The sequence below is a fragment of the Actinosynnema mirum DSM 43827 genome (genome assembly GCF_000023245.1).
Lineage (GTDB): Bacteria > Actinomycetota > Actinomycetes > Mycobacteriales > Pseudonocardiaceae > Actinosynnema > Actinosynnema mirum.
The window spans coordinates 4,375,674-4,402,006 of the sequence record NC_013093.1 but is presented as its reverse complement, the minus strand read 5'-3'; the positions used below and the strand labels follow the sequence as shown (position 1 = coordinate 4,402,006).

Annotated in this window: 20 protein-coding genes; 12 read left to right on the top strand and 8 right to left on the bottom strand. The window is 74.5% G+C overall.

From position 1 onward, the window contains the following. Positions 1-208 precede the first annotated feature (208 nt). The 7 genes from AMIR_RS18665 (at position 209) to AMIR_RS18635 (ending at position 6,761) form a co-directional block, all read left to right on the top strand. Positions 209-1,075 carry an STAS domain-containing protein gene (locus AMIR_RS18665; protein ID WP_015802514.1) on the top strand — a complete coding sequence of 289 codons (867 nt, stop codon included), beginning with the start codon at positions 209-211 and terminating at the stop codon, positions 1,073-1,075. Then, on the top strand, positions 1,075-1,452 hold the full coding sequence (locus AMIR_RS18660) for an STAS domain-containing protein (protein WP_015802513.1): 378 nt from the start codon (positions 1,075-1,077) through the stop codon (positions 1,450-1,452). The genes AMIR_RS18665 and AMIR_RS18660 overlap by 1 nt, the downstream gene beginning before the upstream one ends. Further along, a complete protein-coding gene (locus AMIR_RS18655) occupies positions 1,449-1,862 on the top strand; it encodes an anti-sigma regulatory factor (RefSeq protein ID WP_015802512.1) in 414 nt (137 codons plus the stop codon). Before AMIR_RS18660 ends, AMIR_RS18655 begins: the two co-directional genes overlap by 4 nt. Positions 1,863-1,872: 10 nt before the next feature. Next, positions 1,873-2,883: an ATP-binding SpoIIE family protein phosphatase gene (locus AMIR_RS18650; RefSeq protein ID WP_240438564.1), complete on the top strand. Its 1,011-nt coding sequence runs from the start codon at positions 1,873-1,875 to the stop codon at positions 2,881-2,883. Next, a complete protein-coding gene (locus AMIR_RS18645; protein ID WP_015802510.1) occupies positions 2,880-4,730 on the top strand; it encodes an ATP-binding response regulator in 1,851 nt (616 codons plus the stop codon). Before AMIR_RS18650 ends, AMIR_RS18645 begins: the two co-directional genes overlap by 4 nt. Continuing rightward, positions 4,727-6,298 (top strand): SpoIIE family protein phosphatase, encoded by a 1,572-nt coding sequence (locus AMIR_RS18640; protein WP_015802509.1) that lies wholly within the window; start codon positions 4,727-4,729, stop codon positions 6,296-6,298. The genes AMIR_RS18645 and AMIR_RS18640 overlap by 4 nt, the downstream gene beginning before the upstream one ends. 97 nt (positions 6,299-6,395) lie before the next feature. Next, entirely contained in the window at positions 6,396-6,761 is a 366-nt protein-coding gene (locus tag AMIR_RS18635) for an anti-sigma factor antagonist (RefSeq protein WP_015802508.1), read from the top strand. A gap of 24 nt (positions 6,762-6,785) precedes the next feature. On the opposite strand, the gene AMIR_RS18630 is transcribed toward AMIR_RS18635, so the two are convergent. Continuing rightward, positions 6,786-8,918, bottom strand: a complete 2,133-nt coding sequence (locus AMIR_RS18630; protein WP_143760786.1) for an ATP-binding protein — start codon at positions 8,916-8,918, stop codon at positions 6,786-6,788. Between the two features lie 282 nt (positions 8,919-9,200). Next, positions 9,201-12,296, bottom strand: coding sequence for a SpoIIE family protein phosphatase (locus AMIR_RS18625; protein ID WP_240438562.1), 3,096 nt, complete (start codon positions 12,294-12,296; stop codon positions 9,201-9,203). Between the two features lie 182 nt (positions 12,297-12,478). On the opposite strand from AMIR_RS18625, the gene AMIR_RS18620 reads away from it, so the two are divergent. The 3 genes from AMIR_RS18620 to AMIR_RS18610 all read left to right on the top strand — a co-directional run bounded on the left by AMIR_RS18620 (position 12,479) and on the right by AMIR_RS18610 (position 15,621). Then, the gene (locus tag AMIR_RS18620; RefSeq protein ID WP_015802505.1) at positions 12,479-13,594 is read left to right on the top strand and encodes a calcium:cation antiporter; all 1,116 of its coding nucleotides are present in this window, start codon (positions 12,479-12,481) and stop codon (positions 13,592-13,594) included. Positions 13,595-13,844: 250 nt separating this feature from the next. Beyond that, complete coding sequence (locus AMIR_RS18615; protein WP_015802504.1) at positions 13,845-14,486, top strand: phosphotransferase; 642 nt, start codon at positions 13,845-13,847, stop codon at positions 14,484-14,486. A gap of 319 nt (positions 14,487-14,805) precedes the next feature. After that, on the top strand, positions 14,806-15,621 hold the full coding sequence (locus tag AMIR_RS18610; RefSeq protein WP_015802503.1) for a bifunctional DNA primase/polymerase: 816 nt from the start codon (positions 14,806-14,808) through the stop codon (positions 15,619-15,621). Here AMIR_RS18610 and AMIR_RS18605 read toward each other — a convergent pair. The 3 genes from AMIR_RS18605 to otnK are packed head-to-tail and all read right to left on the bottom strand — an operon-like array spanning position 15,618 to position 18,386. Further along, complete coding sequence (locus tag AMIR_RS18605; protein ID WP_015802502.1) at positions 15,618-16,469, bottom strand: DeoR/GlpR family DNA-binding transcription regulator; 852 nt, start codon at positions 16,467-16,469, stop codon at positions 15,618-15,620. The genes AMIR_RS18610 and AMIR_RS18605 overlap by 4 nt on opposite strands. A gap of 4 nt (positions 16,470-16,473) precedes the next feature. Continuing rightward, positions 16,474-17,136, bottom strand: coding sequence for a class II aldolase/adducin family protein (locus AMIR_RS18600; protein WP_015802501.1), 663 nt, complete (start codon positions 17,134-17,136; stop codon positions 16,474-16,476). Further along, a complete protein-coding gene (gene otnK, locus AMIR_RS18595; RefSeq protein ID WP_015802500.1) occupies positions 17,133-18,386 on the bottom strand; it encodes a 3-oxo-tetronate kinase in 1,254 nt (417 codons plus the stop codon). The genes AMIR_RS18600 and otnK overlap by 4 nt, the downstream gene beginning before the upstream one ends. Before the next feature lie 138 nt (positions 18,387-18,524). Between otnK and AMIR_RS18590 the strand changes: the two genes are divergently transcribed. Both AMIR_RS18590 and AMIR_RS18585 read left to right on the top strand, forming a co-directional pair. Then, positions 18,525-19,847, top strand: coding sequence for an SAF domain-containing protein (locus AMIR_RS18590; RefSeq protein ID WP_015802499.1), 1,323 nt, complete (start codon positions 18,525-18,527; stop codon positions 19,845-19,847). Then, the gene (locus AMIR_RS18585) at positions 19,844-21,121 is read left to right on the top strand and encodes an ArsB/NhaD family transporter (RefSeq protein WP_015802498.1); all 1,278 of its coding nucleotides are present in this window, start codon (positions 19,844-19,846) and stop codon (positions 21,119-21,121) included. The genes AMIR_RS18590 and AMIR_RS18585 overlap by 4 nt, the downstream gene beginning before the upstream one ends. Positions 21,122-21,191: 70 nt before the next feature. Here the strand turns inward: AMIR_RS18585 and AMIR_RS18580 are convergent, their stop codons facing one another. From AMIR_RS18580 to AMIR_RS18570, 3 genes are all read right to left on the bottom strand, one after another. Further along, on the bottom strand, positions 21,192-23,603 hold the full coding sequence (locus AMIR_RS18580) for an ATP-binding cassette domain-containing protein (protein ID WP_049796884.1): 2,412 nt from the start codon (positions 23,601-23,603) through the stop codon (positions 21,192-21,194). Positions 23,604-23,700: 97 nt separating this feature from the next. Beyond that, a complete protein-coding gene (locus AMIR_RS18575) occupies positions 23,701-25,176 on the bottom strand; it encodes an acyl-CoA reductase (protein ID WP_015802496.1) in 1,476 nt (491 codons plus the stop codon). A 3-nt stretch (positions 25,177-25,179) separates the two neighbouring features. Continuing rightward, complete coding sequence (locus tag AMIR_RS18570; RefSeq protein ID WP_015802495.1) at positions 25,180-26,244, bottom strand: LuxE/PaaK family acyltransferase; 1,065 nt, start codon at positions 26,242-26,244, stop codon at positions 25,180-25,182. Positions 26,245-26,333: the final 89 nt, after the last annotated feature.

The following is a 26,333-nucleotide window of genomic DNA, read 5'->3' as shown; positions in this document are numbered from 1 at the left end:
GACCGGGCGCGGGGCGCGCGCCGGTCCGGCCACGAGTCGGGCGCCCGTTGGGCCGAACGGGCGCGGGAGTGGGCACGCCCTGTGCCCGGCACGTCACGATCCAGCGCACCACTGCGGTCTTCACCCCCGCCACGCGGCCCGCCGTCACCACCCCGCCCCGTTCGCCCACTACTCTCTGCTTCCAGGAGTCGCCGGAGGAGGCAGCAGAGTGGTTGCGGACGCAGGGCATGAGAACAGACACCGCCTGACCGGGTTGTTGAGGGACAACGCGGCAACGATCACCACCAGGTGGGTCGACTCGGTGCTCGAGCAGATCCGGGGTCGGGTGACCAAGGCGGAGCTGGAGCGGGACTTCGGGGAGCTGTTCACCGCCCTGCTGCACGTCACCGAGGACCAGGCGCACTACCTGGCCCCCGACCGCAGCGCCGAGGTCAAGGCGCTGCTGGAGGACATGTCGCGCACCCGCGCCCGGCAGGGGTACACCCCGTCGGAGACCGCGTCGAGCGTCTTCGCCCTCAAGCGCGTGGTCTTCGAGCTGGCCGACGAGCTGCCCGAGACCGACACGGACCTGTTCCGCCAGCTGATGGGCTTCTCGCAGCTGCTGGACGCGCTGGGCCTGATCACCTTCGAGACCTACGCCCGCGCCCGCGAGGAGATCATCCAGGAGCAGTCCGAGCAGCTCCTGGAGCTCACCACCCCCGTGGTGAAGATCTGGGAGGGCATCCTGGCCGTGCCGCTGGTCGGCACCCTGGACTCCGCGCGCACCCAGGTCGTGATGGAGAAGCTCCTGGAGGCGCTGGTCGAGACCGGCTCCGAGCACGCCATCATCGACATCACCGGCGTGCTGGCCGTGGACACCCAGGTCGCCCAGCACCTGCTCAAGACCGTCGTCGCCGCCCGCCTGATGGGCGCGGAGTGCACCATCTCCGGCATCCGCCCGCAGATCGCCCAGACGATCGTGGCGCTGGGCATCGAGTTCGGCGACATCACCACCAAGGCATCCCTGTCCGACGCGCTGCGGCACGCGCTGCGCCGCGAGGGCGTCGAGGTCACCCGCGATCGGAGCAGCCGGTGATGGTCGAGCGCGTCCCGATCCTCAAGATCGGCGACGTCCTGCTGGTGTCGATCCAGATCGACCTGCAGGACCAGAGCGTCCTCGCGCTCCAGGAGGACCTCGCCGAGAAGATCAGCGCGACCGGCGCGCACGGCGTGGTCATCGACATCTCCGCGGTGGAGATCGTCGACTCGTTCATCGGCCGCATGTTCGCCACCATCGCCTCGATCTCCAAGCTGTTCGACGCCGACACCGTCGTCGTCGGGATGCGCCCGGCCGTCGCCATCACCCTGGTGGAGCTCGGGCTCACCCTCGGCGGGGTGCGCACGGCCCTCGACCTGGAGCGCGGCATGAAGATCCTCGGAGTGCTCGGCAGGCAGCGCCGAGGCGAGCGGTGACCACGCCCGTGGGGTCCCCCGACCTCCAGCCCATCTCGGGTGACGACGACGTGGTGCGGGTGCGCCAGCTCGTGCGCAACTACGCCCAGAAGGTCAAGCTCTCCCTGGTCGACCAGACCAAGCTGGTCACCGCCGCGAGCGAGCTCGCCCGCAACACCCTGGTCTACGGCGGCGGCGGGCGCGCCAGCGTGGAGGTCGTCACCGACGGCCGCCGCCAGGGCGTGCGCGCCGCCTTCACCGACGAGGGGCCCGGCATCCCCGACCTCACGCTCGCCCTGGCCGACGGCTGGAGCAGCGGCAAGGGCATGGGCCTCGGACTGTCCGGCGCGCGCAGGCTCGTCGACCAGTTCGACCTCGACACCGAGGTCGGCCGGGGCACCAGCGTGACCGTCGTCAAGTGGAAGCGGTGACGTGGCTCAGGTGAACCAGTTCCTCCCGGTCACCGAGGACGTCGCCTGGGTGCGCGTCGAGGAGACCGCCCAGGTGGGCCGGGCCCGCAGGGCCGCCACCGCCCTGGCCGAGCAGCTCGGCTTCCCCGGAGCCAGGGTCGCCGAGATCGGCCTCGCCGTCACCGAGATCGGCACGAACCTGCTCAAGCACGCCCGCGAGGGCCAGGTCCTGGTGCGCTCGCTGCGCGCCGTCGACCAGGCCGCCGTCGAGGTGCTCTCGCTGGACTCCGGCCCCGGCATCCCCGACGTCGACCTCGCGCTGCTCGACGGCGAGTCCAGCACCGGCACCCTGGGCCTGGGCATGGGCGCGGTGGCGCGCGCCGCCGACACCTGCGCGCTGTCCTCCAGCCCGCGCGGCACCGCGCTGGTCGCCCGCTTCCACCCGCGGCGCGGCCCGCTGTCCGACATCCCCGACGACACCGCGTCCGGCGTCACCAGGGCCATCGGGGGCGAGGAGGAGTGCGGCGACGCGTGGGCCGTGCGCCGCGACGCCGACCGGCTCGTCCTGATGATGTGCGACGGCTCCGGCCACGGCCCGCTGGCCGCGTCCGCCTCCCGCGAGGCCGTGCGGGTCTTCCGCAACCACCCGAGCACCTCCCCGCAGGACCTCGTCACCCACCTGCACGCCGCCCTGCGCGGCACCAGGGGCGGCGCCGTCGCGGTCGCCGAGCTCGACCTGGCCGCCCGCACGGCCCGGTTCTGCGGCCTCGGCAACATCGCCGCGTCCGTGCTCACCGCCGACCGCAAGCAGGGAATGGTTTCGGCACCCGGTGTCGCGGGGTACCAGGCGCGCGTCATCCGAACGTTCGACTACCCGCTGCCGGAGGGGGCCGTGGTCGTGCTGCACTCCGACGGCCTCACCGAGCGGTGGGGGCCCGATCCGGACCTGCTGTCCGGTCCGCCGCTGCTCGCCGCCGCCGCGCTGCTGCGCGACGCGGGCGTGCGCCGCGACGACGCGGGCGTCCTCGTGGCCAAGACGTGAGCCCCGAACGGGCTCCCGACGGCGTCGAGGGGCTGCTGCGCCTGGCCGTGTCGGCCGATCCGGACGTGTTCCTGCTGCGCCAGCGCGGCCGCGAGGTCGCCGCGGGCATCGGCATGGACGGCCAGGACCAGATCCGGGTCGCCTCCGCCCTCAGCGACCTCGGCCGCGAGCTGGTCCGCCGCTCCGAACCGGCCACCGTGCTGTTCGGGCTGCGCGCCGACCCGAGGCCCGCGCTGGTCATCGAGTTCGGCTGGACCGGCGGCCCGGCCACCGGTCCCGGCTGGGACACGGTGCGGCGGTTCATGGACGTGGTCGCGGCCGACGAGAACGGCACTCGGGTGACGCTGGTCAAGGAGCTGTCCCAGGGCAGGCTCCCACCCACTGCCGAGGAGGTGGGTCGTCTGCGTCGCGAACTTGCCGCCGCAGCCGGCGGCGACGCGTTGGACGAGCTGCGGACCCAGAACCAGGAGCTCCTGGAGACCCTGGAGCAGTTGGCGGCCCAGAGCCAGGAGCTGGAGCAGCTCAACTCGGAGCTGGAGGACACCAACCGGGGCGTCATGGCCCTGTACAAGGAGCTGTCCGACGAGCTGGAGCAGACCAACCAGGGCGTGGTGGCCCTGTACGCGGAGCTGGAGGAGAAGTCCACCCAGCTGCGCGAGGCCGCCGAGGCCCGCACCCGCTTCTGGTCCACGATCAGCCACGAGCTGCGCTCCCCGGTGAACTCCGTGGTCGGGCTGACCCGGCTGCTGGCCGCGCCCGGCTCCGACCCGCTCACCGAGGAGCAGCGCCGCCAGGTCACCCTGGTCAACCAGGCGGGGGAGACCCTGCTGGCGCTGGTCAACGAGCTGATGGACACGGCCAAGGCCGAGTCGGGCAGCCTGCGGCCCCGGCCGACCCCGGTGGACCTGCCGCTGGTGGTCGCGCAGCTGCGCGGCGCACTGCAGACCACCGCGCGCACCCCGGACGTGGCGCTGGTCGTCGACGCGCCCGCCGACCTGCCGGTGCTGGTCACCGACGAGACGATGCTGGTGCGCATCCTGCGGAACCTGCTGTCCAACGGGCTGAAGTTCACCGAGCGCGGCGAGGTGCGGCTGACCGTGCGCCCGGACGGGACGGGCCCTGAGCCGGGGCTGCGGTTCACCGTGGCCGACACCGGCATCGGCATCCCGGCCGAGGAGCAGCAGCGGGTGTTCGAGGAGTTCTACCAGGTCGCGAACAAGCTCCAGGTCGGCGCGAGCGGCACGGGCCTCGGCCTGCCGTACGCCCGCAAGCTCGCCCGCATCCTGGGCGGCGACCTGGTGCTGACCAGCGCGCCCGGCGTGGGCACGAAGGTGGAGCTGCGCCTGCCGCTGGGCACCGAGGACGCGCAGCCCGTGGGCACCGCGCTGGTCGTGGACGCCGACGGCGACAACCGGGCGCTGCTGACCGCCGCGCTGGACGGCATCGCCGACCGGGTCGCGGTGTCGGCCGACGGCCGCGACGCCCTCGCCTCCGCCCGCGCCGAGGTGCCCGGACTGGTGCTGCTGTCCTGCGACACGCCGCTGGTCAGCGGCAGCGAGGTGCTGTCGGTGCTGCGGCAGGACGCGGTGCTGCGCGGCGTCCCGGTCGTGGTGACCTGCCCGGACGCGGACAGCGCCGTCGAGCGCACGGTGTCGCGCCTGGGCGCGGTCGTGCTGCCCCTGGCGGGCCTGACCGGCGAGACCGTGCGGCGGGCGGTGCGCGACGCGCGCGCGGCCGTGCGCGCCCTGGTCGTGTCCGAGTCGTCCGCGCGCGCCACCCTCCCGCCCCTCGGCGCGCGCTCGCTGCCGCCCGGAGCCCGCACCCTCCCACCGGGGACCCCACGATGAACCTGCCCCAGCCCACACCGGCGCACATCCTCGTCGTGGACGACCTGGAGGCCAGCCGGTACATCACCGCCAGCTGGCTGCGCCGGGGCGGCCACCAGATCACCGAGGCCGTCACCGGCGGCGAGGCGCTCGTCCTGCTCGACGAGGTCGAGTTCGACCTGGTCGTGCTGGACGTCAACCTGCCCGACATGAGCGGCTTCGACATCGCCGAGCGCATCAAGGGCGACCCGCGCACCGCCGCCGTGCCGGTCGTGCACGTCTCCGCCGCGCACCGCGAGGCCGAGGACCGCATCACCGGCCTCAACCGGGGCGCGGACGCCTACCTGACCGAACCGGTCGACCCCGGCGAGCTGCTGGCCACCGTCGAGGCGGCCCTGCGCTACTACCGGGCCCGCGCGCTGGCGGAGCGCCTGGCCGACCGCCTGGCCAAGCTCACCAGGGCCACGCTCGCGGTCAACGCCGCGCAGACCTTCGACGGCCTGGCGGAGGCGGCGGCGGCAGGAACCGCGACCGTCCTGGACACCCCGGCCACCGCCCTGGTGCCCACCCCGCAGGGCGCGGTCCGCTCCTGCCGCGCCGAGAACGGCGAGGTGGTCCTGGACACCGCGCCCGACGACGTCCTGGAGCGGCAGCTCGGCGACGGCGAGGTCCGCCTGGTCGAGGACCCGGCGTGGCGCCCCGGAGCCCCGGCCGTCGTCGTGGCGGCCCGGCGCAACCAGCGCCGCACCCCGATCCTGCTGGCCGTGGACCCGGCGAGCGCGGCCACCGACGAGGACCGCAACCTCCTGCGCCAGCTGGCCCAGGCCACCGCGCTGGCCGCCGACGGCCTGCGGGCGTTCGCCGAGGAGCACAACCTGGCCCTGACCCTGCAGCGCAGCCTGCTGCCCAGGGTCCTGCCGACCAGGCCCACCCTGCCCATGACGGCCAGGTACGTGCCCGCGTCCGCGCACGCCGAGATCGGCGGCGACTTCTACGAGGTCACCGAGCTCGACGACGACCGGCTGCTGATCGCCATCGGCGACGTCTGCGGCCACTCGCTGGACGCGGCCACCATCATGGGCGAGGTCCGGCACGCCCTGCGCGCCTACGCCGTGGAGGAGCGCGACCCGGCGGCGATCCTGGCCAAGCTGGACGCGATGCTCCAGCGCTACCACCCCTTCCGGGGCATCACCACGCTCTGCCTGTTCCTGGTGGACCCGGCGGACGGCTCGACCCTGGTGGCGAACGCGGGCCACGTCCCGCCGCTGCTGGCCGACGAGTCGGGCGCCCGCTACCTGGACGAGATCCGCGGCCCCCTGCTGGGCGTCGGCCTGCCGAGGCCGCCCGCGACGCCGCTGGTGCTGCCCGAGGGCGCCTTGGTCCTGCTCACCACCGACGGCCTGGTCGAGCACGCCGGCGAGGACATGGACGTCGGCCTCGACCTGCTGCGCGAGTCCGTGTCGCACGACGACGACATGGACGCGCTGTGCGACCGCCTCCTGGCCGAACTGGGCCAGCAGAAGAAGGACGACATCGCCCTGCTGGCCTTCCGCAGGCTCGGCCACCTGAACGGGGGAGAGGCCGAGTAATTCGGACACGGTGAGTAGACTCTGCCGGAGGCCGGAGAGTCGTGGGTTGAGCAGCCAGCCCGTTAGCACGGACCAGCAGCGCGTGGAGGCACAACTCATGGACGGACAGACCGGCGCGGTGACCCGCGAGTCGGACGGCGTGCTGATCACCAGGATCACCGGCGAGGTCGACGCCGCCAGCACCGACCCGATCAGGGCCGAGGTGCTCGACCAGCTCGACCAGGCGACGGGCGCCCTGGTCCTTGACCTGCGCGAGGTCGTCTTCTTCGGCTCCAGCGGCATCTCGCTGCTGGCCGAGTCGTACGCCCGCGCCCAGCGCCGGGGCCTCGCCCTGGCCGTGGTGGCGGACCAGCGGGCGGTCCTGCGCCCGCTCCAGGTGACCGGGATGGCCGACAGCCTCCTGATCAAGCCCACCCTGGACGAGGCCGTGGAGGCCGTCCGGGCCCAGGCCCGGCAGGGCTGACGGCCCGTTCGGGCGTCGTCGCCGTCACCGGTCGTCCGCGACGTGGCGGGCGTCGTCAAGTTCCCGCCGCACGCGGGAGGCGTCCTCTTCGCGGCCCTGTTCCAGGTACAGCTCCAGGGCCTCCTCCCACCGTGCGCGGGCCTGGGCGTGCTGTCCGAGCGCGGCGTGGGGGTGACCCATGTGGTCGAGGGTGTTCGCGACCTCGGGGGCATGGCCGAGGTCGCGGTACAGCGCGAGGGCTCGGTGGTAGTGGTCGAGGGCTTGCTGGTGCTCGCCCCTGCGCTGGGCGATGTAGCCGAGGCTGTCGAGGGTGTTCGCCTCGCCGTCGCGCTCGTGGTGCCGTTGGAACAGCGGGAGCGCTGCCCGGCAGTGGGTGTAAGCGGTGTCGAACTCGTTCACGCGTGCGGCGTACCAGCCCACCGCGTTGAGCGCGTCGGCTTCCCACACCGGCTTGTCGAGGCTGCGGTAGAGGTGGAGGGTGCGCCGGGCGTGTTCCAGGGCACGCCGACCATCCCCGTTCAGGTCCCAGGCAGTGGCGAGCTGCCGGTGGGTGAGTGCCTGCTCGGTGGGGTCATCGCGCTCCGCGGCCAGGTCCAGCGCCCGGTCCAGGTGTGCGATGGCCTGTTCGTGCAGTCCCAACCGGGAGCAAGCGCGGCCGAGGAACCGGAGGCTGCGGCTGCGAGCGGTGGGGTCGGGCAGGTGGGGTGCCGCGTTCAGAGCCGCCCGCCACACCGCGAGCATGTCGTGCCGGTGGCCCCGTCGGAGCTGGAAGGTGTGCAGGTTCCAGGCGAGGTGCCAGGCCGCGTCATGGCGACCGCGGGCGGTGGCGGTGCGCTGGGCGGCCAGCAGGGTGGTGTACTCGACGTCCAGCCAGGCGAGTGCGGCTGCCGCGTCGGGCAGCGGAGAGGGACGGACGCCAGGCGCGGGTGGGCCGGGCGGTAAGAGCTCACGATGAGGGGCCAGGAGGCGCTCGGCGGCGTAGGCGGTGTGCAGGTGGAAGTCCACCACTCGCGTCAAGGCCACTTCCCGCACGCCTTCCGGCAGTTCCTCAGCGGTGTCCGCGGCGTAGCGGCGGACCAGGTCGTGCATCGCGTACCTCCCGCCCGGCCGACGTTCGACCAGGGAGGCGCCTTCCAGCGCGGCCAGCGCCCGGCGCGCGTGAGCGGAGGACAGGCGGGTGAGGGCGGCGGTGGCGGGTGGGGTCGTGTCCGGGCCGGGGGCGATGCCGAGCAGGCTGAACACGACGCGCTGCTCGTCGGTGAGTCTGCGCAGGGACCAGGACAGGACTGTGGGGAGGCTGGCTGCGGGGTCGGTGTCGTGGTCGAACGCCTCCAGTCCGAGTTCGCGCAGCTCGGCGGCCACCTCGGCCAGCGGCGCGCCAGGGCTGGTGTCCACGTTGCGGGCGGTGATCGACAACGCGAGCGGGTGTCCCCCGCACAGCCTGATCAGCTCGTCCACGGCGGCGGAGGCGGAGGCGATGCGGGCGGCGCCCAGTCGGGCGGTCAGCAGGGTCCGGGCCTCATCGTGGGACAGGCCGTCGAGGGACAGGTGGCGGGCGCCGTGCCTGTCGATCAGCGAGGCCAGCCGGTGGCGGCCGGTGACCAGCACCGTGCAGGTCGGCGAGCCGGGCAGAAGGGGCACGACCTGCTCGGCGGTGGCGGCGTTGTCCAGCACGATCAGCATCCGCCGTCCGGCGAGCAGGCTGCGGTAGAGCGCGGTCTGGGCACCGAGGTCGGCGGGGACGCGGCCGGGGGCGACGCCGAGGGCGTCGAGGAAACCGCGCACTGCCATCGCGGGCTCCACCGGGGCGTCCACCGGGCTGAAACCGTGCAGGTCCACGAACAGCTGCCCGTCGGGGAACCGCTCCAGCCGGTGGTGGGCCCAGGCCAGCGCCAGCCAGGTCTTGCCGATGCCGCCTGCCCCGCCGATCGCTGAGACCAGCACCGCCGCGCCCGCTGTCGGGGGCGACCCGTGCGGTGCGGTGGCGGTCAGGGCTCGGTCCAGCCTGGACAGCTCCGCCACCCTCCCGGCGAACGGTCCGGGTGCGGCTGGCAGTTGCTGCGGGACGAGGGGCGCTGGTGGCGGGAGCGCTGCGTGCAGGTGCACCTCGCCGTGCACCACACCGGCCTGCAGCACCACGCCTGCGGCACCGGACATGGTGTTGCGCACCTGCGCGCTTCCGTCGGGGCTCCGGTCAGGTGATGGGGCGTCCTCCGCGAAGTCCCCGGACGACGGCACCTCGGACGTCACCACAGGCCACCCCTCCAGCAGGTCGCTGCCCGTCTACGCACAGCGTCGCACCGCCACGTCACCGGGGTGGGTGGTCGTGGCGCAGCTTCACCCGACCGGCAGGTGCCCGCTCCGCGCAGCGGTGGCTTCGCAGGTCTGGGCTCCGCCCCATCCGTCACGCGCCGTCATGCCACCACCGGCGGCCACCGCCTACCGAGGCGGCACCACCCGGAGCGAGAGCCGGTCCCCGGCCGCGCCCCCGTGCAACCCGGACACCGCCATGATGCGGGCGGGCGCGCTCCCCTCGGTGACCACGACGCCCACCCCGCGACCGCGCCCGGCGGCGACCTCGGCGGCCTCCAGCAGCAGCGCCACCCCGGAGCTGCTCAGGTACCCCAGCCCGCTCAGGTCCAGCTCGACGGGCCGCCGGTCGGCCACGTCCACCCGGCCGAGCAGGAACTCCCGCAGCGCCCTGACCCCGTCCAGGTCCAGGTCACCGCCCAGGTGCAGCACCTGCACCGCGTCCCGGAACTCCTCACCGGCCGTGCAGCGGACCCCCACGACCGGCCCGCGCACCCGCCGCCGGGGCGCGGGAACGCCGGGACCGTCGCCCTCGGGGACCACGAACTCGACCGCGGTCCCCTCCGGCCCCCTGGCGAACACCGCGTCGCGCCCCACGGACCGGATCAGCTGCACCCCGCGCCCCCGGTGCCCCTTGTCCTCGGGCTCGGGCCGCCACCGCCCCCAGTCGCGCACCCGGACCCTGACCCCGCCGTCCCCGACCCGCTCGACCGCGTACTCGAACTCGCCGGGCCCGTCCGGGTAGGCGTGGTCGACCGCGTTCGCCGCCGCCTCGCCCAGCGCCAGCTGCAGGTCGCACAGCAGGTCGTCGGACAGCCCGGCCCGCCCCGCCCACTCCGCGACCCGCCGCCGCATCCCCGACAGCTCGGGGGCCTCGGCCGCGACCCGCCGCCGCAGCGGTTCCGGGATCTTCCGCACCACCACCAGCGCCACGTCGTCGTCCTGCCCGCCGTCGAGCAGCGCGGACGTGATCCGGTCGGCCAGCTCGTCCGGCCCCAGCTCGTGCTCGCCCCGCACCAGCCGCAGCAGCGCGTCCAGCCCGGCGTCGATCAGCGCCCCGCGCCGCTCCACCAGCCCGTCCGTGTACAGCACCACGGTGCCCCCGGCGGGCAGCACCACCTGCGAGTCCCGGTAGGCCGCGCGGCCGGGCACCCCCAGCACCGTCCCGGTCCCGATGGGCAGGAACCGCGACCGCTCGGGCTCCACCAGCAGCGGCGGCGGGTGCCCGGCGCTCGCCCAGCTCAGCTCCCCGGTGCTCCAGTCCAGCGTCAGGCAGGCGCAGGTGCTGCCGGGGGCCCCGCGCGTGCGCAGCGCGAACGCGTCCAGCCGCTCCAGCGCCGCCGCGGGCGAGTGCCCGTCCAGCAGGTACCCGGCCAGCGCGCTGCGCAGCTGCCCCATCACGGCGGCGGCCTGCGGGCCCTTCCCGACCACGTCGCCGACCGACAGCGCCACGGTCGTCTCCCCGACCGGCAGCACCTCGTACCAGTCGCCGCCGATCTGGGTGTGCGCCGAGGCGGGCAGGTAGCGGGCCGCGGCGGCCAGGCGGGGCAGCGCGGGCAGCTCGCGCGGCAGCAGGCTCCGCTGCAGCGCCTCCGCGATCTCGTGCTCCCGGTGCCGCAGCGCCTCCCGCTCCGCCTCGGCCCGCTGCCGCTCGGTGATGTCCCGCCCGATGGCCTGCAACCCGGTCGGCGTGGCCTGGATGCTCAGCTCCAGCGCGACCGCGCCGCCGTCGGCGCGCCGCACCTGCCACACCTCGGTCACCACGTCCGGCTCGCCCTCGTCGCCCAGCAGCGCGGCCAGCCGCTCCCCGCGCTCGGACCCGAGCAGCGCCGCCACCGGCTTGCCCAGCAGGTCCTCGCGGGCGTGCCCGAGCAGCGCGCACGCCGCCGGGTTGACCTCCACGAACCGCAGGTCCCGGTCCACCACCCAGATCCCGTCGGTGGCCCGCTCCACCAGCTGCCGGAACCGCAGCTCGCTCTCCCTCAGCGCCCGGTCGGCGTGCGTGCGCTGCACCGACTCCCAGCACCGGTTGGCCGCCACCGACACCAGCTCCACCTCGGCGGCCGTCCACCGCCTCGGCACGGCCTGGTGCACGGCCAGCGCGGCGGCGAACCGGCCGCCGCGCAGCAGCGGCAGGCAGATCACCGCGCGGATGCCGGTGCGCCGGTAGACGGCGCGGTCCTCGGCGGTCAGCCTCGGGTCGTCCTCGCTGTCGCGCACCACCCACGGCTCGCCCGCCCGCATCGCCAGCAGCGCGTCCCGCCCGAACGAGGACATGGCGAACCGGCCGGTCAGCGGCGGCAGCCCGGTGGCGTGGTCGCCGCTCATCGTGAAGTGGTCCTGGTCGGACTCGGACTCGGCGTACGCGCACCGGTCGGCGCCCAGGTGCTCGCCGAGCAGCCTGGTCGCGGCGGTCATCACCTCGCCCGCGTCCTCCAGGCGCTGCAGCCGCTCCTCCAGCCCGGCCAGGAACCGGCGGCGCGCCTCGGCGGCCCGGCCGGGGGAGGTGTCCACGAGCACGCCGTGCAGCGCGGTCGGCTCGCCGCGCTCGTCGCGGGCCACCCTGACCAGGTCGTGCAGCCACACCACGCGCCCGTCGGCGGCGACGGCGCGGTAGTCCAGCTCGTAGTCCGAGAGCCCCTCCACGTCGCGGTCGGCGATCGCGGCCCGGTCCTCGGGGTGCACGACGGACTCCCAGAAGGCGGGCTCGCCCAACCAGCGCTCCACCGGGTAGCCGAGCAGCCGCTCGGCGTGCCGTGACACGAAGGTGTAGCGCCCGGTGGTCGCGTCGGCGGCCCAGACGACCACCGAGAGGGCGTCCACGAGCCCGCGCAGGTGCTCGCCGGGGACCTCTCCCCGCGCCTCGAAGGGGTCGAAATTTGTGTCAGGCGTTGTGTGAATTCTCACGTCGGCGGTAGGTGTGTCGCCACTGGCGTCGACACCCGCCGCGAGAGGGGTCGCCACCAGCGCGTACCCCTCGCCGAGGGCGACGCAGACCACCCGGACCGGGACGCCCGCCAGCTCGCCGACACCGGTCCACGCCCCCTCCTCGGCCGCGCCGTCGACGGCCTCCCGCAGGCTCTCCGGGAGTGCCCCGAGGTCCTCACCTGCGGAGAGGCCGAGCAGGGTGCGGCCTTCGGGCGCCAGTGACAGGAGCGTCCGGTCGACCCCCAGGTGGGCCACCAGGACCGGGGAGCTCGCACGGTCTGCGCGGAGATCGAACACCGCCAGAGCGTACCGGGGGCGTCGCGGGGACCGGGCCGCGCCGGGCCGACCGGGTCCGCGCGGACCTCAGCCGACCGGCCGAACGGGCGCGTTCACCCGCACCGGTGAAAAGGGGCGATTGGGCATCAAGGGTGCGAACTGGGAAAATGAATCATCCGATGTTCCTCCGACACGGGAGAACGATGACCTCAGCGACGCGCTCGCGCATCCCACCCATGCTGTCCTGGACCAACGTGGTGCCGGTTCTCTCCCTCTTGGCGCTGCTGTTCACCTGGGGCCGAGAAACCGGCCCGATCCTCGTCACCGTGGTGGCACTCATGCTCGCGGGCTCCGTGCTCGCGGCGGTCCACCACGCCGAGGTGGTGGCGCACCGGGTCGGCGAGCCGTTCGGGTCACTGGTGCTCGCCGTCGCGGTGACCATCATCGAGGTCGCGCTGATCGTGACCCTGATGATCTCCGGTGGACCCGAGGCCGCCACGCTGGCCAGGGACACCGTCTTCGCGGCGGTCATGATCACCACGAACGGCATCATCGGCCTGTCGCTGCTGCGCGGCGCGCTGAAGTACCAGGTCGTGCCGTTCAACGCCGAGGGCAGCGGCGCCGCGCTGGCCACGGTGACCACGCTGGCCGTGCTGAGCATGGTGGTGCCGACGTTCACCACCGGCGCGGCCGGGCCGGAGTTCACCACGCCGCAGCTGGTGTTCGCCGCGCTGGCCTCGCTCGCCCTGTACGGCATGTTCGTGTTCGCCCAGACCGTGAAGCACCGCGACTTCTTCCTCCCCGTGGACATGGAGGACGAGGCGCCCGTCGACTCCAACGACGAGCACGCCCCGCCCCCGTCCAACCGGGAGGCCTGGACCTCGCTCGGGCTGCTGCTGGTCGCGCTGGTCGCGGTCGTCGGCCTGGCGAAGGTCGAGTCGCCCGCCATCGAGGCCGGGGTGGCCTCGCTCGGGCTGCCGCAGTCCTTCGTCGGCGTGGTGATCGCGCTGCTGGTGCTCCTGCCGGAGACCCTGGCCGCCGTGCGCGCCGCCGGTCGCGGGCGGGTGCAGATCAGCCTCAACCTCGGGTACGGCTCGGCGATGGCCAGCATCGGCCTCACCGTGCCGGTGATCGCGCTGGCCACCATCTGGCTGGACGGTCCGCTCATGCTCGGGCTGGAGGCGACCCAGATGGTGCTGCTGGCCATGACCGTCGTGGTGAGCATGTTGACCGTGGTGCCCGGACGGGCGACGAGGCTGCAGGGCGGCGTGCACCTGGTGCTGCTCGCGGCGTTCCTGTTCCTGGCCGTCAACCCCTGAAGGTCCGCTTGGCCCAGCGGGGCCCCGGCACCGGGAACCGGTGCCGGGGCCCTTCGGCTTCTCCGGGCCCTGCGCCGGGGTGGGGGCGGTCCGCAGACCCCCACTGCCGGGCGGTCCGAGGCACTAGGCTCGGGGCCGCGCGACGCGGTGCGCGGCGCGGGGGGACGGGGGTGCCGATGTCGGACCGGGGTGGCGGGTTACCCCAGGGCGGGGCGCTTCGCGCGCTCGACCCCACCAGGGGCGCGGCCCGGTGAAGCTGCTCGCTTCCGGGCGCGACGCGGACGTGTACGCGCTCGACGCCAACCGGGTGCTGCGCCGGTACCGGCGGGGCGGTGACGCCGCCGCCGAGGCGGAGCTGATGGGGCACGTGGCGCGGCACGCGTTCCCGGTGCCCGAGGTGTACCAGGCCAAGGGGCCGAACCTGGTGATGGAGCGGCTGTCCGGGCGGACGCTGCAGGCGGCGCTGCGGGCGGGCGACGCGGAGCCGGGGCTGGCGGGGCGGTTGCTGGCGGACCTGCACGCGCGGCTGCACCGGGTGCCGGGGCGGCAGGGGGACAAGGCGCAGCGGGTGCTGCACCTGGACCTGCGGCCGGAGACCGTGGTGCTCACGCCCAAGGGGCCGGTGGTGGTCGACTGGACGCGCGCGGGGGAGGGGCTGCCCGACCTGGACGTGGCGGCGACCGCGGTGGCGCTGGGGCAGGTCGCGGTGGGCGGGCAGGCGGGGGACGCGGCGCTGGCGCGCGCGGTGCTGCCGGTGTTCCTGGCGGCGGCCGGGGGGAACCCGGTGCGGCTGGTGGAGCAGGCGCTGGCGCTGCGGGGGGCTGACCCGAACCTGACGGTGCGGGAGTCGGTGGATCTGAGCGAGGCCGCCGCGCTGGTGCGGCGGACCTGACCCTTTTCCGGCGGGTGGCCCCGGGCTGACCAGGCGCTGTGATTCCAATTTATTCCATGACTTCAGTGCTGGTCGAAACCAGTCCTGCGGGGGGGGGGCCTTGACCGCCAATGCTGCCCGGAGCGGGTCGCGCAGGCGGGGACCGCGCAGGCGGGGACCGCGCAGCCGGGAACCGCGCGTTCCGCGCTGGTCCGGCCGGGCGCCGGTGTGCGGCCCGGTGGACCTGTTCCGGGGTGTTCGCCGGGGGCACACTGGGGGTGAGGACTTGGCGCGCTTCCCCCGCGTCGGGCGAGTGGTTCGCCGAGGGTGGGGGGCGCGCGTGTCCGGTGTGCGGGTGGCGCTGGCCGCGGTGGAGCGGGGGTGGCCGGTGATCCCGCTGCGGCCCGGCGGGAAGGCGCCCGTCCTGCGGGACTGGGACCGGCGGGCCACCGCCGACCCCGACCGGGTGCGCGCCTGGTGGGCCCGTGCGCCGTTCAACGTCGGCATCGCCTGCCGGGGGGCCGGGCTGCTCGTGGTCGACTTGGACGTCCCCGGCGGTCGCGAGGTGTTCGAGGGGCTCGGGTCCAGCCCGGTCACCTACCGGGTCGGCACGCCCAGCGGCGGCGAGCACCGGTACTTCCGGGCCCCGCCCGTCCGGCTCGGCAACTCCGCGGGGAGGCTCGGTCCGCGCGTCGACACCCGCGGCGTCGGCGGGTACGTGGTCGCGGCCGGGTCCGCGGTGCGGGGCGTCCGGTACCGGGTGCTGTGCGACGAGCCGGTGGCCCCCGCGCCCGAGTGGCTGGTCGCCGCCCTCGCGCCCGCGCCCCGGTCGCCCGTCGCGCCTGCGGTGAACCCCTCGTCGCGGCGGGTCCGGGCCTACCGGGACGCGGTGGTGGCGGGGGAGGTGGAGCGGGTGCGCGGGGCGCTGCCGGGAACCCGCGCGCACGTCGTGTTCACCGCCGCGTGCAGGCTCGGCGAACTGGTCGGCGCGGGCTGGCTGGGGGAGCGGCAGGCCGAGGAGCTGCTCCTGGACGCCGCGTCGACGCACGTCGGAGTCGACGGCTGGACCGAGCGCGAGGCGGCCCGGCACGTGCGCAACGGCGTGGTGGCGGGCTCCCGGCGGCCACGGGTGATCCCGGAGCAGCGGCGCGGCTAGCCCGCCGCGCCACCGGCCTCCGTCGCGTCGGCAGCCTCGGCGGCGTCACCAGTCGGACCACCGGCCTCCGCGCCGACCCCCGCCCGCACCAGCGTCACCCCGGTCGCCCCGACCCGCGCCGCCGCCTCGTCGGGCAGCTCGTCGTCCGTCACGATCGTGTCGATCTCGTCCAGCCGCAGCGCCCGGTACCGCGCGAACCGCCCGTACTTCGCGCTCCCCGCCACCAGCACCGACGTCGTCGCCGCGGCCAGCGCCGCCCGCTTCACGTCGACCTTCGCCTCCACCGGCGTGCTCACCCCGTGCTCCACGTCCCACGAGCTCGACGACAGGAACGCCACGTCCAGCGACAGCTCCCGCAGCGCCAGCGTCGCGAGCCGCCCGACCGTGGACTGGTTCGACACCTCCACCCGCCCGCCCAGGCAGATCAGGTCGACGCCGGGGTGGTCGCAGAAGTCGGCCACGGTCGCCAGGTCGTTGCTGACCACGGTCAGGTCCCGCGCGCCGTCCAGGAACGGCCGCATGGCCTGCACCGTGGTCCCGGCGTCCAGGTACACCGTCATCGAGTCGGTGACCATGGCGGCGGCGGCGCGGGCCATCGCGGTCTTCGCCGCCCGGTCGGAGCCGGTCTTCTCGGCCCGGTCCGGTTCGCGCAGCAGCCTGGTGGCGATCTTCGCGCCGCCGGGGGTGACCTCGACGCTGCCCAGCTTCTCCAGCGCGGCGATGTCCCTGCGGATGGTCATGTGGCTGACGCCGATGAGCTCGGTGAGCTGGTGGTAGCTGAGCACCTGCGCCTGCCTGAGCCTGCGCAGGATCTCCTGCCGTCGCTGCTCCGGGATGAGCGGCGCCATCTGTTCAGTCAACTCCTCGTCGAAGGTCCGCGCGCCCGCCCCACGGGCTCGACCAGCGCCGCGACAGCTCGGCGATCGCGGTCGCGTCGAGCTCCCTGCGGGCCAGTCCGCTGGTCAGCAGGGTAATGCGGCAGGCCTCCTCCAGTTCCACGGCCCGGTCCACCGCCTCCGCCAGCCCCGCGCCCGCGACGACCGAACCGTGGTTGGCCAGCAGCGCCGCGCGCAGCTCCCACGGGCACTCCAGCAGGTCCGAGCCGAGTCCGGGGTCGCCGGGGGCGCGGTAGGGCAGCAGCGGGGTCTGGCCGACGCGCATCACGAAGTACGGGGTGAGCGGCGGGACGGCGCTGTGCCCGGCCCACGGCTCCAGGCAGGCCACGGCGACGGCGGACGGGGAGTGCACGTGCACGACCGCGCGGTGCTCGGGGGAGCGGCGGTAGAACGCGACGTGCAGCGGCCACTCCTTCGAGGGACGCGCGCCACCCAGGTGGGCACCGTCCAGGTCGAGCACGGCGACGTCCTCGGGGCCCAGCTCGCCCAGGGGCACGCCGGTGCCGCTGAGCAGCACGCGGTCGCCGTCCAGGACGCTGATGTTGCCGCTGCTGCCGGGGCTGAGCCCGGCCTCGACCACGCGCGCGCCCGCCTCGGCGAGCTGCTCGACCGCGCTCACGCGAGCCGGTCCCAGGCCGAGGTGAACAGGTCGTCGGGGCCGAAGTTGCCGCTCTTGAGCGCGAGCGCGACCTCGTGCCCGCCGTCGTCACCGTCACCGCCGGTGGCGGCGGCGGCGGCGGCCCAGCAGATGCCGGGGGCGATCTCGGGGCCCACGCGCAGCACGCCCACCCCCAGGGCGCGCACGACCGCGCCGCTGGTCTCGCCGCCCGCGACGAGCAGGTGCCGCACGCCCGACACGACCAGGCGCCGCGCGACCCCGGCCAGCACGGTCTCGACGGCCGGGGCGGCGGGCAGGCCGTCGACCTCGGGGACCAGGTCGGCCGCGTCGGCGGTGGTGTGGATGACGGGCGTCGAGTCCGCGGGTTGCTGGACGGCCCACGCGGCGATCCGGTCGACTTCGAGGTCCGGGGTGCGCACGGCGGCCACGGGGTCCACGCGCAGCACCGGCTGGGCACGGCCCGCGGCGTCGGCGACCTGGCGGCGGGTCGCGGTGGAGGCGCTGCCGCACAGCACGGCCCGGCGTCCGCTCGCGGGGGCGGTCCACCCGTCGGTGTCGCCGTGCGGGTCGGGCAGGCCGAGCGCGAGCCCGGAACCGCCGCTGACCACGGCGTCCCCGGCGACCGCCGCGCCGATCACGGCCAGGTCGGCGTCGTCGACCGCGTCCACGACCACGTACCGGGCGGCGGTGGCGTCCAGCGCGGCGCGCAGGGCGTCGCGGCCGGAGCGCACCACGTCCAGGTGCAGCTCGGCCACCTCGTGCCGGGTCTGCGGGCGCAGCAGGTCGGCGACCCGCGAGCGGGTCATGGGGGTGAGCGGGTGGTGGCGCAGGGGGGAGTGCTCCAGCAGCTGCCCGTTCACGTGCAGCAGGCCCTCGTGGACCGTGCGACCGTTGGCGGGCAGCGACGGCACGACCACCACCCGCTCCGCGCCCGCCCGGTCGGCCACCGCGTCCAGCACGGGGCCGATGTTGCCCTCGTCGGTGGAGTCGAAGGTCGAGCAGTACTTCACGTACACCCGCCGCGCGCCCCAGTCGAGCAGCCGCTCGTGGGCGGCGCGGGTGGCGGCGACGGCCTCCGCGACGGGGGCGGTGCGGGACTTGAGCGCGATGACGAGCGCGTCGAGCCCGGCTCGGACCCGCTCGCCGGGGTCGTGGTCCTCGATCGCGACCGCGACCCGGTGTCCGTTGCGGCGCAACATGATCGCGAGGTCTGTCGCGCCGGTGAAGTCGTCGGCGATGGCTCCCAGCATGGGCACATCACACACGATGTGAAAATTTGGTGCAAGTTTGTACAAAACTAGATGGTGTGCCTACAGTACGGCCCACCCCGGCGCCGAGCGGGGGAAGCGGCAGGCAGCGCGACGACGCGCGCCCAGATTGGAGCAACGGTGATCCACTCCCACGCCGTCCGGGACCGGCAACCGGTCAGGATCGCGCTGACCGGCGCGAACGGTGGTTACGGCCGCACGCTGCTGGCGCAGCTGCGGAGCACGCCCGAGCTGGTCCCCGCCCTGCTCGTCGAGCCCGACGCCGACGGGATGCGCCGCACCCTGGCCGAGCTGGGGCTCGACGCCGGTGCGATAACCGACGGGTCCGACGTCGACTGGTCGGGGGTCGACGTGCTCATCGAGGCCAGCGGGAAGGTCGCCGCGGGCACCGGCTACGCCACCGCCGCGCTGGAGCACGGCGTGCACGTGGTCATGGTCAGCAAGGAGGTCGACACCGTCGCGGGCGTCGCGCTCGCCGCCAGGGCCGCCGAGGCCGGGCTGCGCTACCTGCCCGGCGACGGCGACCAGCCCGCCAACCTGCTGCGCCTGCTCGACTGGGTGACCGCGACCGGCCTCGAGGTCGTCGCGATCGGCAAGTCCGGCGAGTACGACCTGGTCCTCGACCCGGCCACCGGCGTCGTCACCCAGGCCGGGGCCACCGTCCACGCGCCGGGCCTGGTCGACCTGCTCGACCTCGGCGCCGACCCGCGCGAGACCCTGGCCCGCCGCGCCGAGCTGGTCGCCTCCCTCAAGCGCTCGGCCGCCGCCGACCTGTGCGAGATGACCGTCGTCGCCACCCGCTGCGGGGCCGTCCCCGACCGCGAGGACCTGCACTACCCGGTCGCCCGCGTCACCGAGCTGGCCGACGTCTACGCCGCCCGCGAGCACGGCGGCCTCCTGGGGCGCCCCGGGGTGATCGATGTCTTCTCCGCGCTGCGCCTGCCCGACGAGGCCAGCTTCGCGGGCGGGGTGTTCGCGGTGGTGCGCACCGGCGACCCGGTCACCTGGGAGCTGCTGCGCGGCAAGGGCCACGTGGTCAGCCGCGACGGCCGCTACGCCTGCCTGTACTGGCCGTACCACGCGATGGGCGTGGAGACCCCGCTGACCGTGCACGCCGCCGTCGACGGCACCGGACCCGCGCACGCGCCCAGCCCGTCGGTGCTGCTCGCGGCCAGGACCGCGACCGCGCTCGACGCGGGCACGGCGTTCCGGGTCGCCGGGCACCACCACGAGATCGACGGCGTCACCCCGGTCATGGTCGCCCCCGAGCCGGGCGCGGCCCCGTACTACCTGCTCGACGGCGCGCGGCTGCGCAGGCCCGTCGCGGCGGGCGAGCTGGTGCGCCTCGCCGACCTGGAGGGCGTCGCCCCCGGACCGCTCGACGCCCACCTGTTCGCGCAGGCCCAGGTCGCGGCGGCGGCGACCGAGGGAGCCCCGGCGTGAACGCGGAGATCATCGCGCTGGTCGTGTTCGCGGCGGTCTTCGCCATCTCGGCCATCCGCAACGTGCACATGGGCGCGCTCGCCCTGGTCGCGGCGTTCGTCATCGGCATCGGCCTGGTCGGCGAGGACCTGGACACCGTCCTCGGCGGCTTCCCGGTCGACGCCCTGCTGATCCTGCTCGGCATCACCTACCTGTTCGGCATGGCCAGGGAGACCGGCACGATCGACTGGCTGGTCGACCGCTCGATCCGGCTCGTCGGACCGAGGGTGGCGCTGCTGCCGTGGGCGATGTGGCTGATCGGCACCGCCGTCGCCTGCCTGGGCACCTCGCACGCCGCGTTCGCCGTCGTGCCGATCGCGATGTCGCTGGCCACCACGCACCGGATCAGCCCGACCCTCATGGGCATCGCCATGAGCTCGGCGATCGTCGGCGGGGCCCTGGCCCCGACCAGCATCAACGGCATCACGGTCGCCACCGTCGCGGAGAAGGCGGGCCTGCCGTACAGCACCGGGCTGATGTTCTTCCTGTCGGTCGGGGTGAACGCGCTGGTCGTGCTGGCCGCGTTCCTGATGTTCGGTGGCCGGGAGCTGATCCGCCGCTCCCGCGCCGGGGCCGAGCCGACCACCGCGGCCGACGAGACCCCGCTCGTGCCGATCACCCGCGTGCAGGTGACCGTGCTGGTCACGCTGTTCCTGCTGATCGCCGGGTTCTTCACGCTCACCGTGCTCGACGTGGACGTCAACCTCGGCGTGGTCGCCCTGACCCTCGCGGTGGCGCTGTCCCTGCTGTTCCCGGAGATCGGGCGCAAGGCGGTGTCGAAGGTCGACTGGGGCACGATCCTGCTGCTCGGCGGCATCCTGACCTACGTCGGCGTGCTGACCAGGCTCGGCGCGATCGACCAGCTCGGCGAGCTGGCCCGCTCGGTGAGCGCCCCGCTGGTCGCGGCGGTGGTGATCTGCGTGATCGCGGGCCTGGTGTCCGCGTTCGCCTCGACCATCGGCATCCTCGGCGCGCTGATCCCGCTGGCCGTGCCGCTGCTGGTGGACGGCGGCGGCCTGGAGGCCACCGGGTTCATCTACGCGCTGGCGATCTCGGCGTCCCTGGTGGACTGCGCCCCGTTCTCCACCACCGGCGCCACGATCGTGGCGTCGGCGGCCGAACCGGAGCGCCCGCTGCTGACCAGGCGGCTGACGGTGTGGGGCTTCGCGATGGTGCTGATCGGGCCGGCGTTCACGATCCTGACCATGGTGGTGCCGCAGTACCTGCTGTCCTGACCGGCTGCCGAACGTGCGACGAGGGGCCACCCTGACCGAACCGGGTGGCCCCTCGTCGCGCCCGAGGACCTCAGGCCACGTACTCCGCCAGGTGCTCCCCGGTCACCGTCGCCCGGCTGGCCACCAGCTCCGCCGGGGTGCCCTCGAACACCACCCGCCCGCCGTCGTGCCCGGCCCCCGGACCCAGGTCGATGATCCAGTCCGCGTGCGCCATCACCGCCTGGTGGTGCTCGATCACGATCACCGACTTGCCCGAGTCCACCAGCCGGTCCAGCAGTCCGAGCAGCTGCTCCACGTCCGCCAGGTGCAGCCCGGTGGTCGGCTCGTCCAGCACGTACACCTCGCCGCTGCCCGCCATGTGCGTGGCCAGCTTGAGCCGCTGCCGCTCGCCGCCGGACAGCGTGGTCAGCGGCTGCCCCAGGCTCAGGTAGCCCAGGCCCACGTCCGCGAGCCGCCGCAGGATGGTGTGCGCGGCGGGCACCCGCGCCTCGCCCTCGCCGAAGAACCCGACCGCCTCGCCGACCGGCATGGCCAGCACCTCGCTGATGTCGCGCCCGCCCAGCCGGTGCTCCAGCACCTCCGCCTGGAACCGCTTGCCCTCGCAGTCCTCGCAGGTGCTCGCCACGCCCGCCATGATCGCCAGGTCGGTGTACGTCACGCCCGCGCCGTTGCAGGTCGGGCAGGCGCCCTCGGAGTTCGCGCTGAACAGCGCGGGCTTGACCCCGTTGGCCTTGGCGAACGCCTTGCGGATCGGCTCCAGCAGCCCGGTGTAGGTGGCCGGGTTGCTGCGCCGCGAGCCCTTGATCGGGGCCTGGTCGACCGGGATCACCCCGTCCCGCTTCGCGAGCGAGCCGTGGATCAGCGAGGACTTGCCCGACCCGGCCACGCCCGTCACGGCCACCAGCACCCCCAGCGGCACGTCCACGTCCACGCCCTTGAGGTTGTGGGTGGCCGCGCCCCGGATCTCCAGCTTCCCGCCGGCCGCGCGCACCGAGTCCTTGACCTTCGAGCGGTCGTCCAGGTGCCTGCCGGTGGTGGTGCCGCTGGCCCGCAGGCCCGCCACGTCGCCCTCGAAGCACAGCGTGCCGCCCGCCGAGCCCGCGCCGGGGCCGAGGTCCACGACGTGGTCGGCGATCGCGATCACCTCGGGCTTGTGCTCCACGACCAGCACCGTGTTGCCCTTGTCGCGCAGCCGCAGCAGCAGGTCGTTCATCCGGCGGATGTCGTGCGGGTGCAGCCCGGCGGTGGGCTCGTCGAACACGTAGGTGACGTCGGTGAGCGAGGACCCCAGGTGCCGCACCAGCTTGACCCGCTGCGCCTCGCCGCCGGACAGCGTGCCCGCCGGCCGGTCCAGGCTCAGGTAGCCCAGGCCGATCTCGGTGAACGAGTCCAGGGTGTGCCGCAGCTTCTCCAGCAGCGGCGCGATCGACGGCTCCGCCAGCCCGGCGACCCACTCGGCCAGGTCGCTGATCTGCATCGAGCACGCGTCGGCGATCGACCTGCCGCCGATCTTCGAGGACCGCGCCTCGGGGCTGAGCCGGGTGCCGTCGCACTCGGGGCAGGTGGTGAAGGTGACCGCGCGCTCCACGAACGCCCGCACGTGCGGCTGCATCGCCTCGACGTCCTTGGCCAGGAACGACTTGCGGATGCGCGGGATCAGGCCCTCGTAGGTGAGGTTGACGCCGTCGACCTTGATCTTCGTGGGCTCGCGGTGCAGCAGGTCGTGCGTCTCCTTCCTGGTGAACTTCCGGATCGGCTTGTCCACGTCGAAGTAGCCGCAGCCCGCGAAGATCCGCCCGTACCAGCCCTCGGTGCCGAAGCCGGGGATGGTCAGCGCGCCCTCGGCGAGCGACTTGGAGTCGTCGTAGAGCTGGGTGAGGTCGAAGTCGGTGACCGAGCCCCGCCCCTCGCAGCGCGGGCACATGCCGCCCAGCCGGTTGAACGTGGCCTTCTCGGACTTGGTGCGGTTGCCGCGCTCGACCGTGATCGCGCCGCTGGCGCGCACCGAGGCGGTGTTGAACGAGTACGCGCTGGGCGGGCCGATGTGCGGCTTCCCGAGGCGGCTGAACAGGATGCGCAGCATGGCGTTCGCGTCGGTGGCGGTGCCGACGGTGGAGCGCGGGTCGGCGCCCATGCGCTGCTGGTCCACGATGATCGCGGTGGTGATGCCGTCGAGCACGTCCACGTCCGGGCGGCCCAGGTTCGGCATGAAGCCCTGCACGAACGCGCTGTAGGTCTCGTTGATCAGCCGCTGCGACTCGGCGGCGATCGTGCCGAACACCAGGGACGACTTGCCCGAGCCGGACACCCCGGTGAACACGGTCAGCCTGCGCTTGGGCAGCTCGACGTGGATGTCCTTGAGGTTGTTCTCGCGGGCCCCGTGCACCCGGATCAGGTCGTGGCCGTCGGCGGGGTGCCCGGCCGTCGGGGGCGTGGTGGCCTGCTGGGCTGCGGTGCGCTTGGCGGCGTTCACGGCGGTCATGCTAGGGCCGACCCCCGACACCCGCTTCTCCGTTCCTGATCGATCCGCGCGGGTTCCCGCCCCGCCCTCGACGGGGCGGGAACCCGCGCGGCGGCGCTCAGTCCACCTCGGGGTGGTTCTCCACGTCGCACCAGCGCAGCAGCCCGGCGATGCGCGGCTGCCCGTCGTGCTTCCACACCATCGACGCGCCGATCATCGCGCCGGGCGCGGCGATCCGGCTCGCGCCGAGCACGGCCAGCTCCCGCGAGACCTGCCAGAACTCCTCGCCGACCGCGCCCAGCCCCACGTTCTGCAGGTGCTTCGCGTACGGCCGCACCGCGTCGACGGCGGCGGCCAGCGACGGCACCACCACCAGCCGCGCCACCCGGTTGCCCGCGCCGCTGAGCGGCAGCAGCGCGTCGTCCAGGACCACGGTCCAGTCGGTGTCGCCCTCGGAGACCCACACCCCGGCGTCCGCGCTGGACGCGGCGCGCCAGCCCGCCAGGAGCCTGCGGTGCTCGACGATCACCGCGTCCTCGCGCGGCACCTCGCCGGGCGGGAAGTCGGCGGCGGCGGCGCGCATCGCCTCGGCGACCCGGCCCGCGAGCGCGTTGGCCTCCTCGCGACCGGCCTCCACCAGGTACACCTGCGGGGACAGGCAGGCGTGCTGGTTCAGCTCGCTGGTGTCGGCGGCGATGCGGCGGGCGACCTCGGCGGCCCCGTTGGCGGCGAGGTAGGCGCGCGAGATCACGCCGAACGAGAGCTTGTGGCCGTGCTGCTCGTACACCTGGTGCGGGGCGACGCGGGCCCGGATCGCCGCGCACGCCTCGTCGCTGCCGTAGGCGATGACGGCGTCGGCCTGCTCCAGCGCGGCCGACTGGTTGGCCTCGTCGTCGCGGTCCCAGTAGAGCGCGACGACGGCGTCGGCGACCACCGGCTCGACCTCGCGCAGGGTGCGCAGGAACGCGGCGGTGAAGCTGGGCTCGCGGGCCGGGATCTTCGCGATCAGCGCGGACTTGACCAGCAGGGCGCGCACCAGCGAGCGCACCGGCAGGCCGGGGACGTTGCCGGAGAAGACCGCGAGGGTGACGCGCGGGCCGATCGCGGTGGTGCTGCCGCGCAGGCGCCCGTCGCGCTCGAAGCCGTCGAGCACCTCGGGCACGCCCAGCTCGCGCTCCAGCGCGGCGAGGAGGTGCTCGGCGCGCAGGCCGGACAGCTCGCCGTCCAGGGCCCGGTCGATGGTCTCCTCGGACATGCCGGTGATCGCGGCGGCCGAGCGGACGGTGTCGCGGCGCTCGGGGAAGTCGCGCTTGGCCCACAGCTCGGCGGCGGTGTCGAAGGCGGCGACGATGCGGCGCACCGGGAGGCGGCGCAGGGCCTCGTGGGCGCGGCGCAGGCCGTCGCCGACCTCGGCCCAGTCCTGCGTGGCCGGGCGCAGGCCGTGCCACTCGCGGGGGCCCGAGCGCAGGGTGAAGCGCTCCAGCCCGCCGGTGGACAGCCAGGACGGCTGGAACGACACGTCCGGGGTCGCCCCGGTCGCGGTCACGGCGACGAGGTCGTCGACGGCGGTGGTGGGGATGACTGGGGTGTTCACGGGTCAGCGTCCTCCGGTCATCTCGTCCAGCGACAGGGAGCAGCCGCGGCTCGCGGCTCCGGCGACGCGGCCCGCGATGGCCACGCCCTCGGGGGAGCCGATGCCGACGTCACCGGTCAGCACCGCGCACGGGCGGTCGAGCAGGCACAGGTCGGTGACCTCCACCAGGCCCCGGCCCTCGGTGATCAGCTCGCGGGTGCCTGCGGCGCGCAGCCGCGCCCCGCCCCACGGCCGCCACGCCTTCGGGCTCTCCCCGAGCGGGCCGAGCCGGGTGGGGGAGGCGTTGAACAGCTGGTGGGCCAGCTCGGTCATGCCGAAGATGTTGTCGAACTCGACGACGCCGAAGACCTCGGTGAGGGTGGCGCGCAGCTGCGGGACGGCCATGACGCGGGAGCGGCCCTTGAAGCCGCCGCCGTCGACGACCTTGGAGCCGGGCGGCAGCTCCCAGGAGCGGCCCAGCCCGCGCAGCGCGTCGCAGACGTTGACGAACGCGAAGGTGGCGCCGACCATCACCACGGGCGCGCCCTCGGCGACGGCGGCGTCGAGCATGGCGGTGAGCTTGTCCAGCTCCATGCCGTTCGGACCGATGATCGACCCGCTCAGCTCGGGCGCGCCGACCTCCTCCTCGATGCGGGCCATGTCGAACGCGATGGCCATGCCCGGCTGGTCTTCCTCGGTCGGGGCGAAGCGGATCACGGCGGTGCGCCCGGCGCCGGTGGCGACGTTGAGCTTCGCGCCCGCCGTGACGGCCAAGCGCTTGAGCTCCAGGCCGAGCTTGGTGTAGCGGACCTCGCCGCGCGTGCTGCCGGTGGTGCCGCTGGTGCGGAACACGCGCACGGGGGTCTCGTCGGGGAACAGGTGCGGGCCGCCGGACTTGTAGGCGACGTCGGGGATGCCGACGCCCCTGCCGGTCTGCCGCCAGTAGCGGGCCACCTCGGGTGAGTTGGCCTCCGCGAGTTCGAGGAGCTGGTCGTGGATGGACGCGGGGTCGCCATCGCCGTCGACCAGCAGGGTCGCGATCTCCTCGAACAGCCGTCCCACGTACGGATCGTCGTGGGCAACGGTCATCGACTGCCTCCAGGGAGCGGGGGTCCGCGCGGGGGCGCGGACGGGGGTGGGTGCGGGGGATAAGTGCAGCTCGCCGTGCGTTTCCGCCC

Coding starts and splice junctions, on each gene's coding strand:
- AMIR_RS18660 (WP_015802513.1), top strand. CDS start 1,075: ATGGTCGAGCGCGTCCCGATCCTCAAGATCGGCGACGTCCTGCTGGTG.
- AMIR_RS18640 (WP_015802509.1), top strand. CDS start 4,727: ATGAACCTGCCCCAGCCCACACCGGCGCACATCCTCGTCGTGGACGAC.
- AMIR_RS18635 (WP_015802508.1), top strand. CDS start 6,396: ATGGACGGACAGACCGGCGCGGTGACCCGCGAGTCGGACGGCGTGCTG.
- AMIR_RS18630 (WP_143760786.1), bottom strand. CDS start 8,918: ATGTCCGGTGCCGCAGGCGTGGTGCTGCAGGCCGGTGTGGTGCACGGC.
- AMIR_RS18620 (WP_015802505.1), top strand. CDS start 12,479: ATGACCTCAGCGACGCGCTCGCGCATCCCACCCATGCTGTCCTGGACC.
- AMIR_RS18605 (WP_015802502.1), bottom strand. CDS start 16,469: ATGGCGCCGCTCATCCCGGAGCAGCGACGGCAGGAGATCCTGCGCAGG.
- otnK (WP_015802500.1), bottom strand. CDS start 18,386: ATGCTGGGAGCCATCGCCGACGACTTCACCGGCGCGACAGACCTCGCG.
- AMIR_RS18580 (WP_049796884.1), bottom strand. CDS start 23,603: ATGACCGCCGTGAACGCCGCCAAGCGCACCGCAGCCCAGCAGGCCACC.
- AMIR_RS18570 (WP_015802495.1), bottom strand. CDS start 26,244: ATGACCGTTGCCCACGACGATCCGTACGTGGGACGGCTGTTCGAGGAG.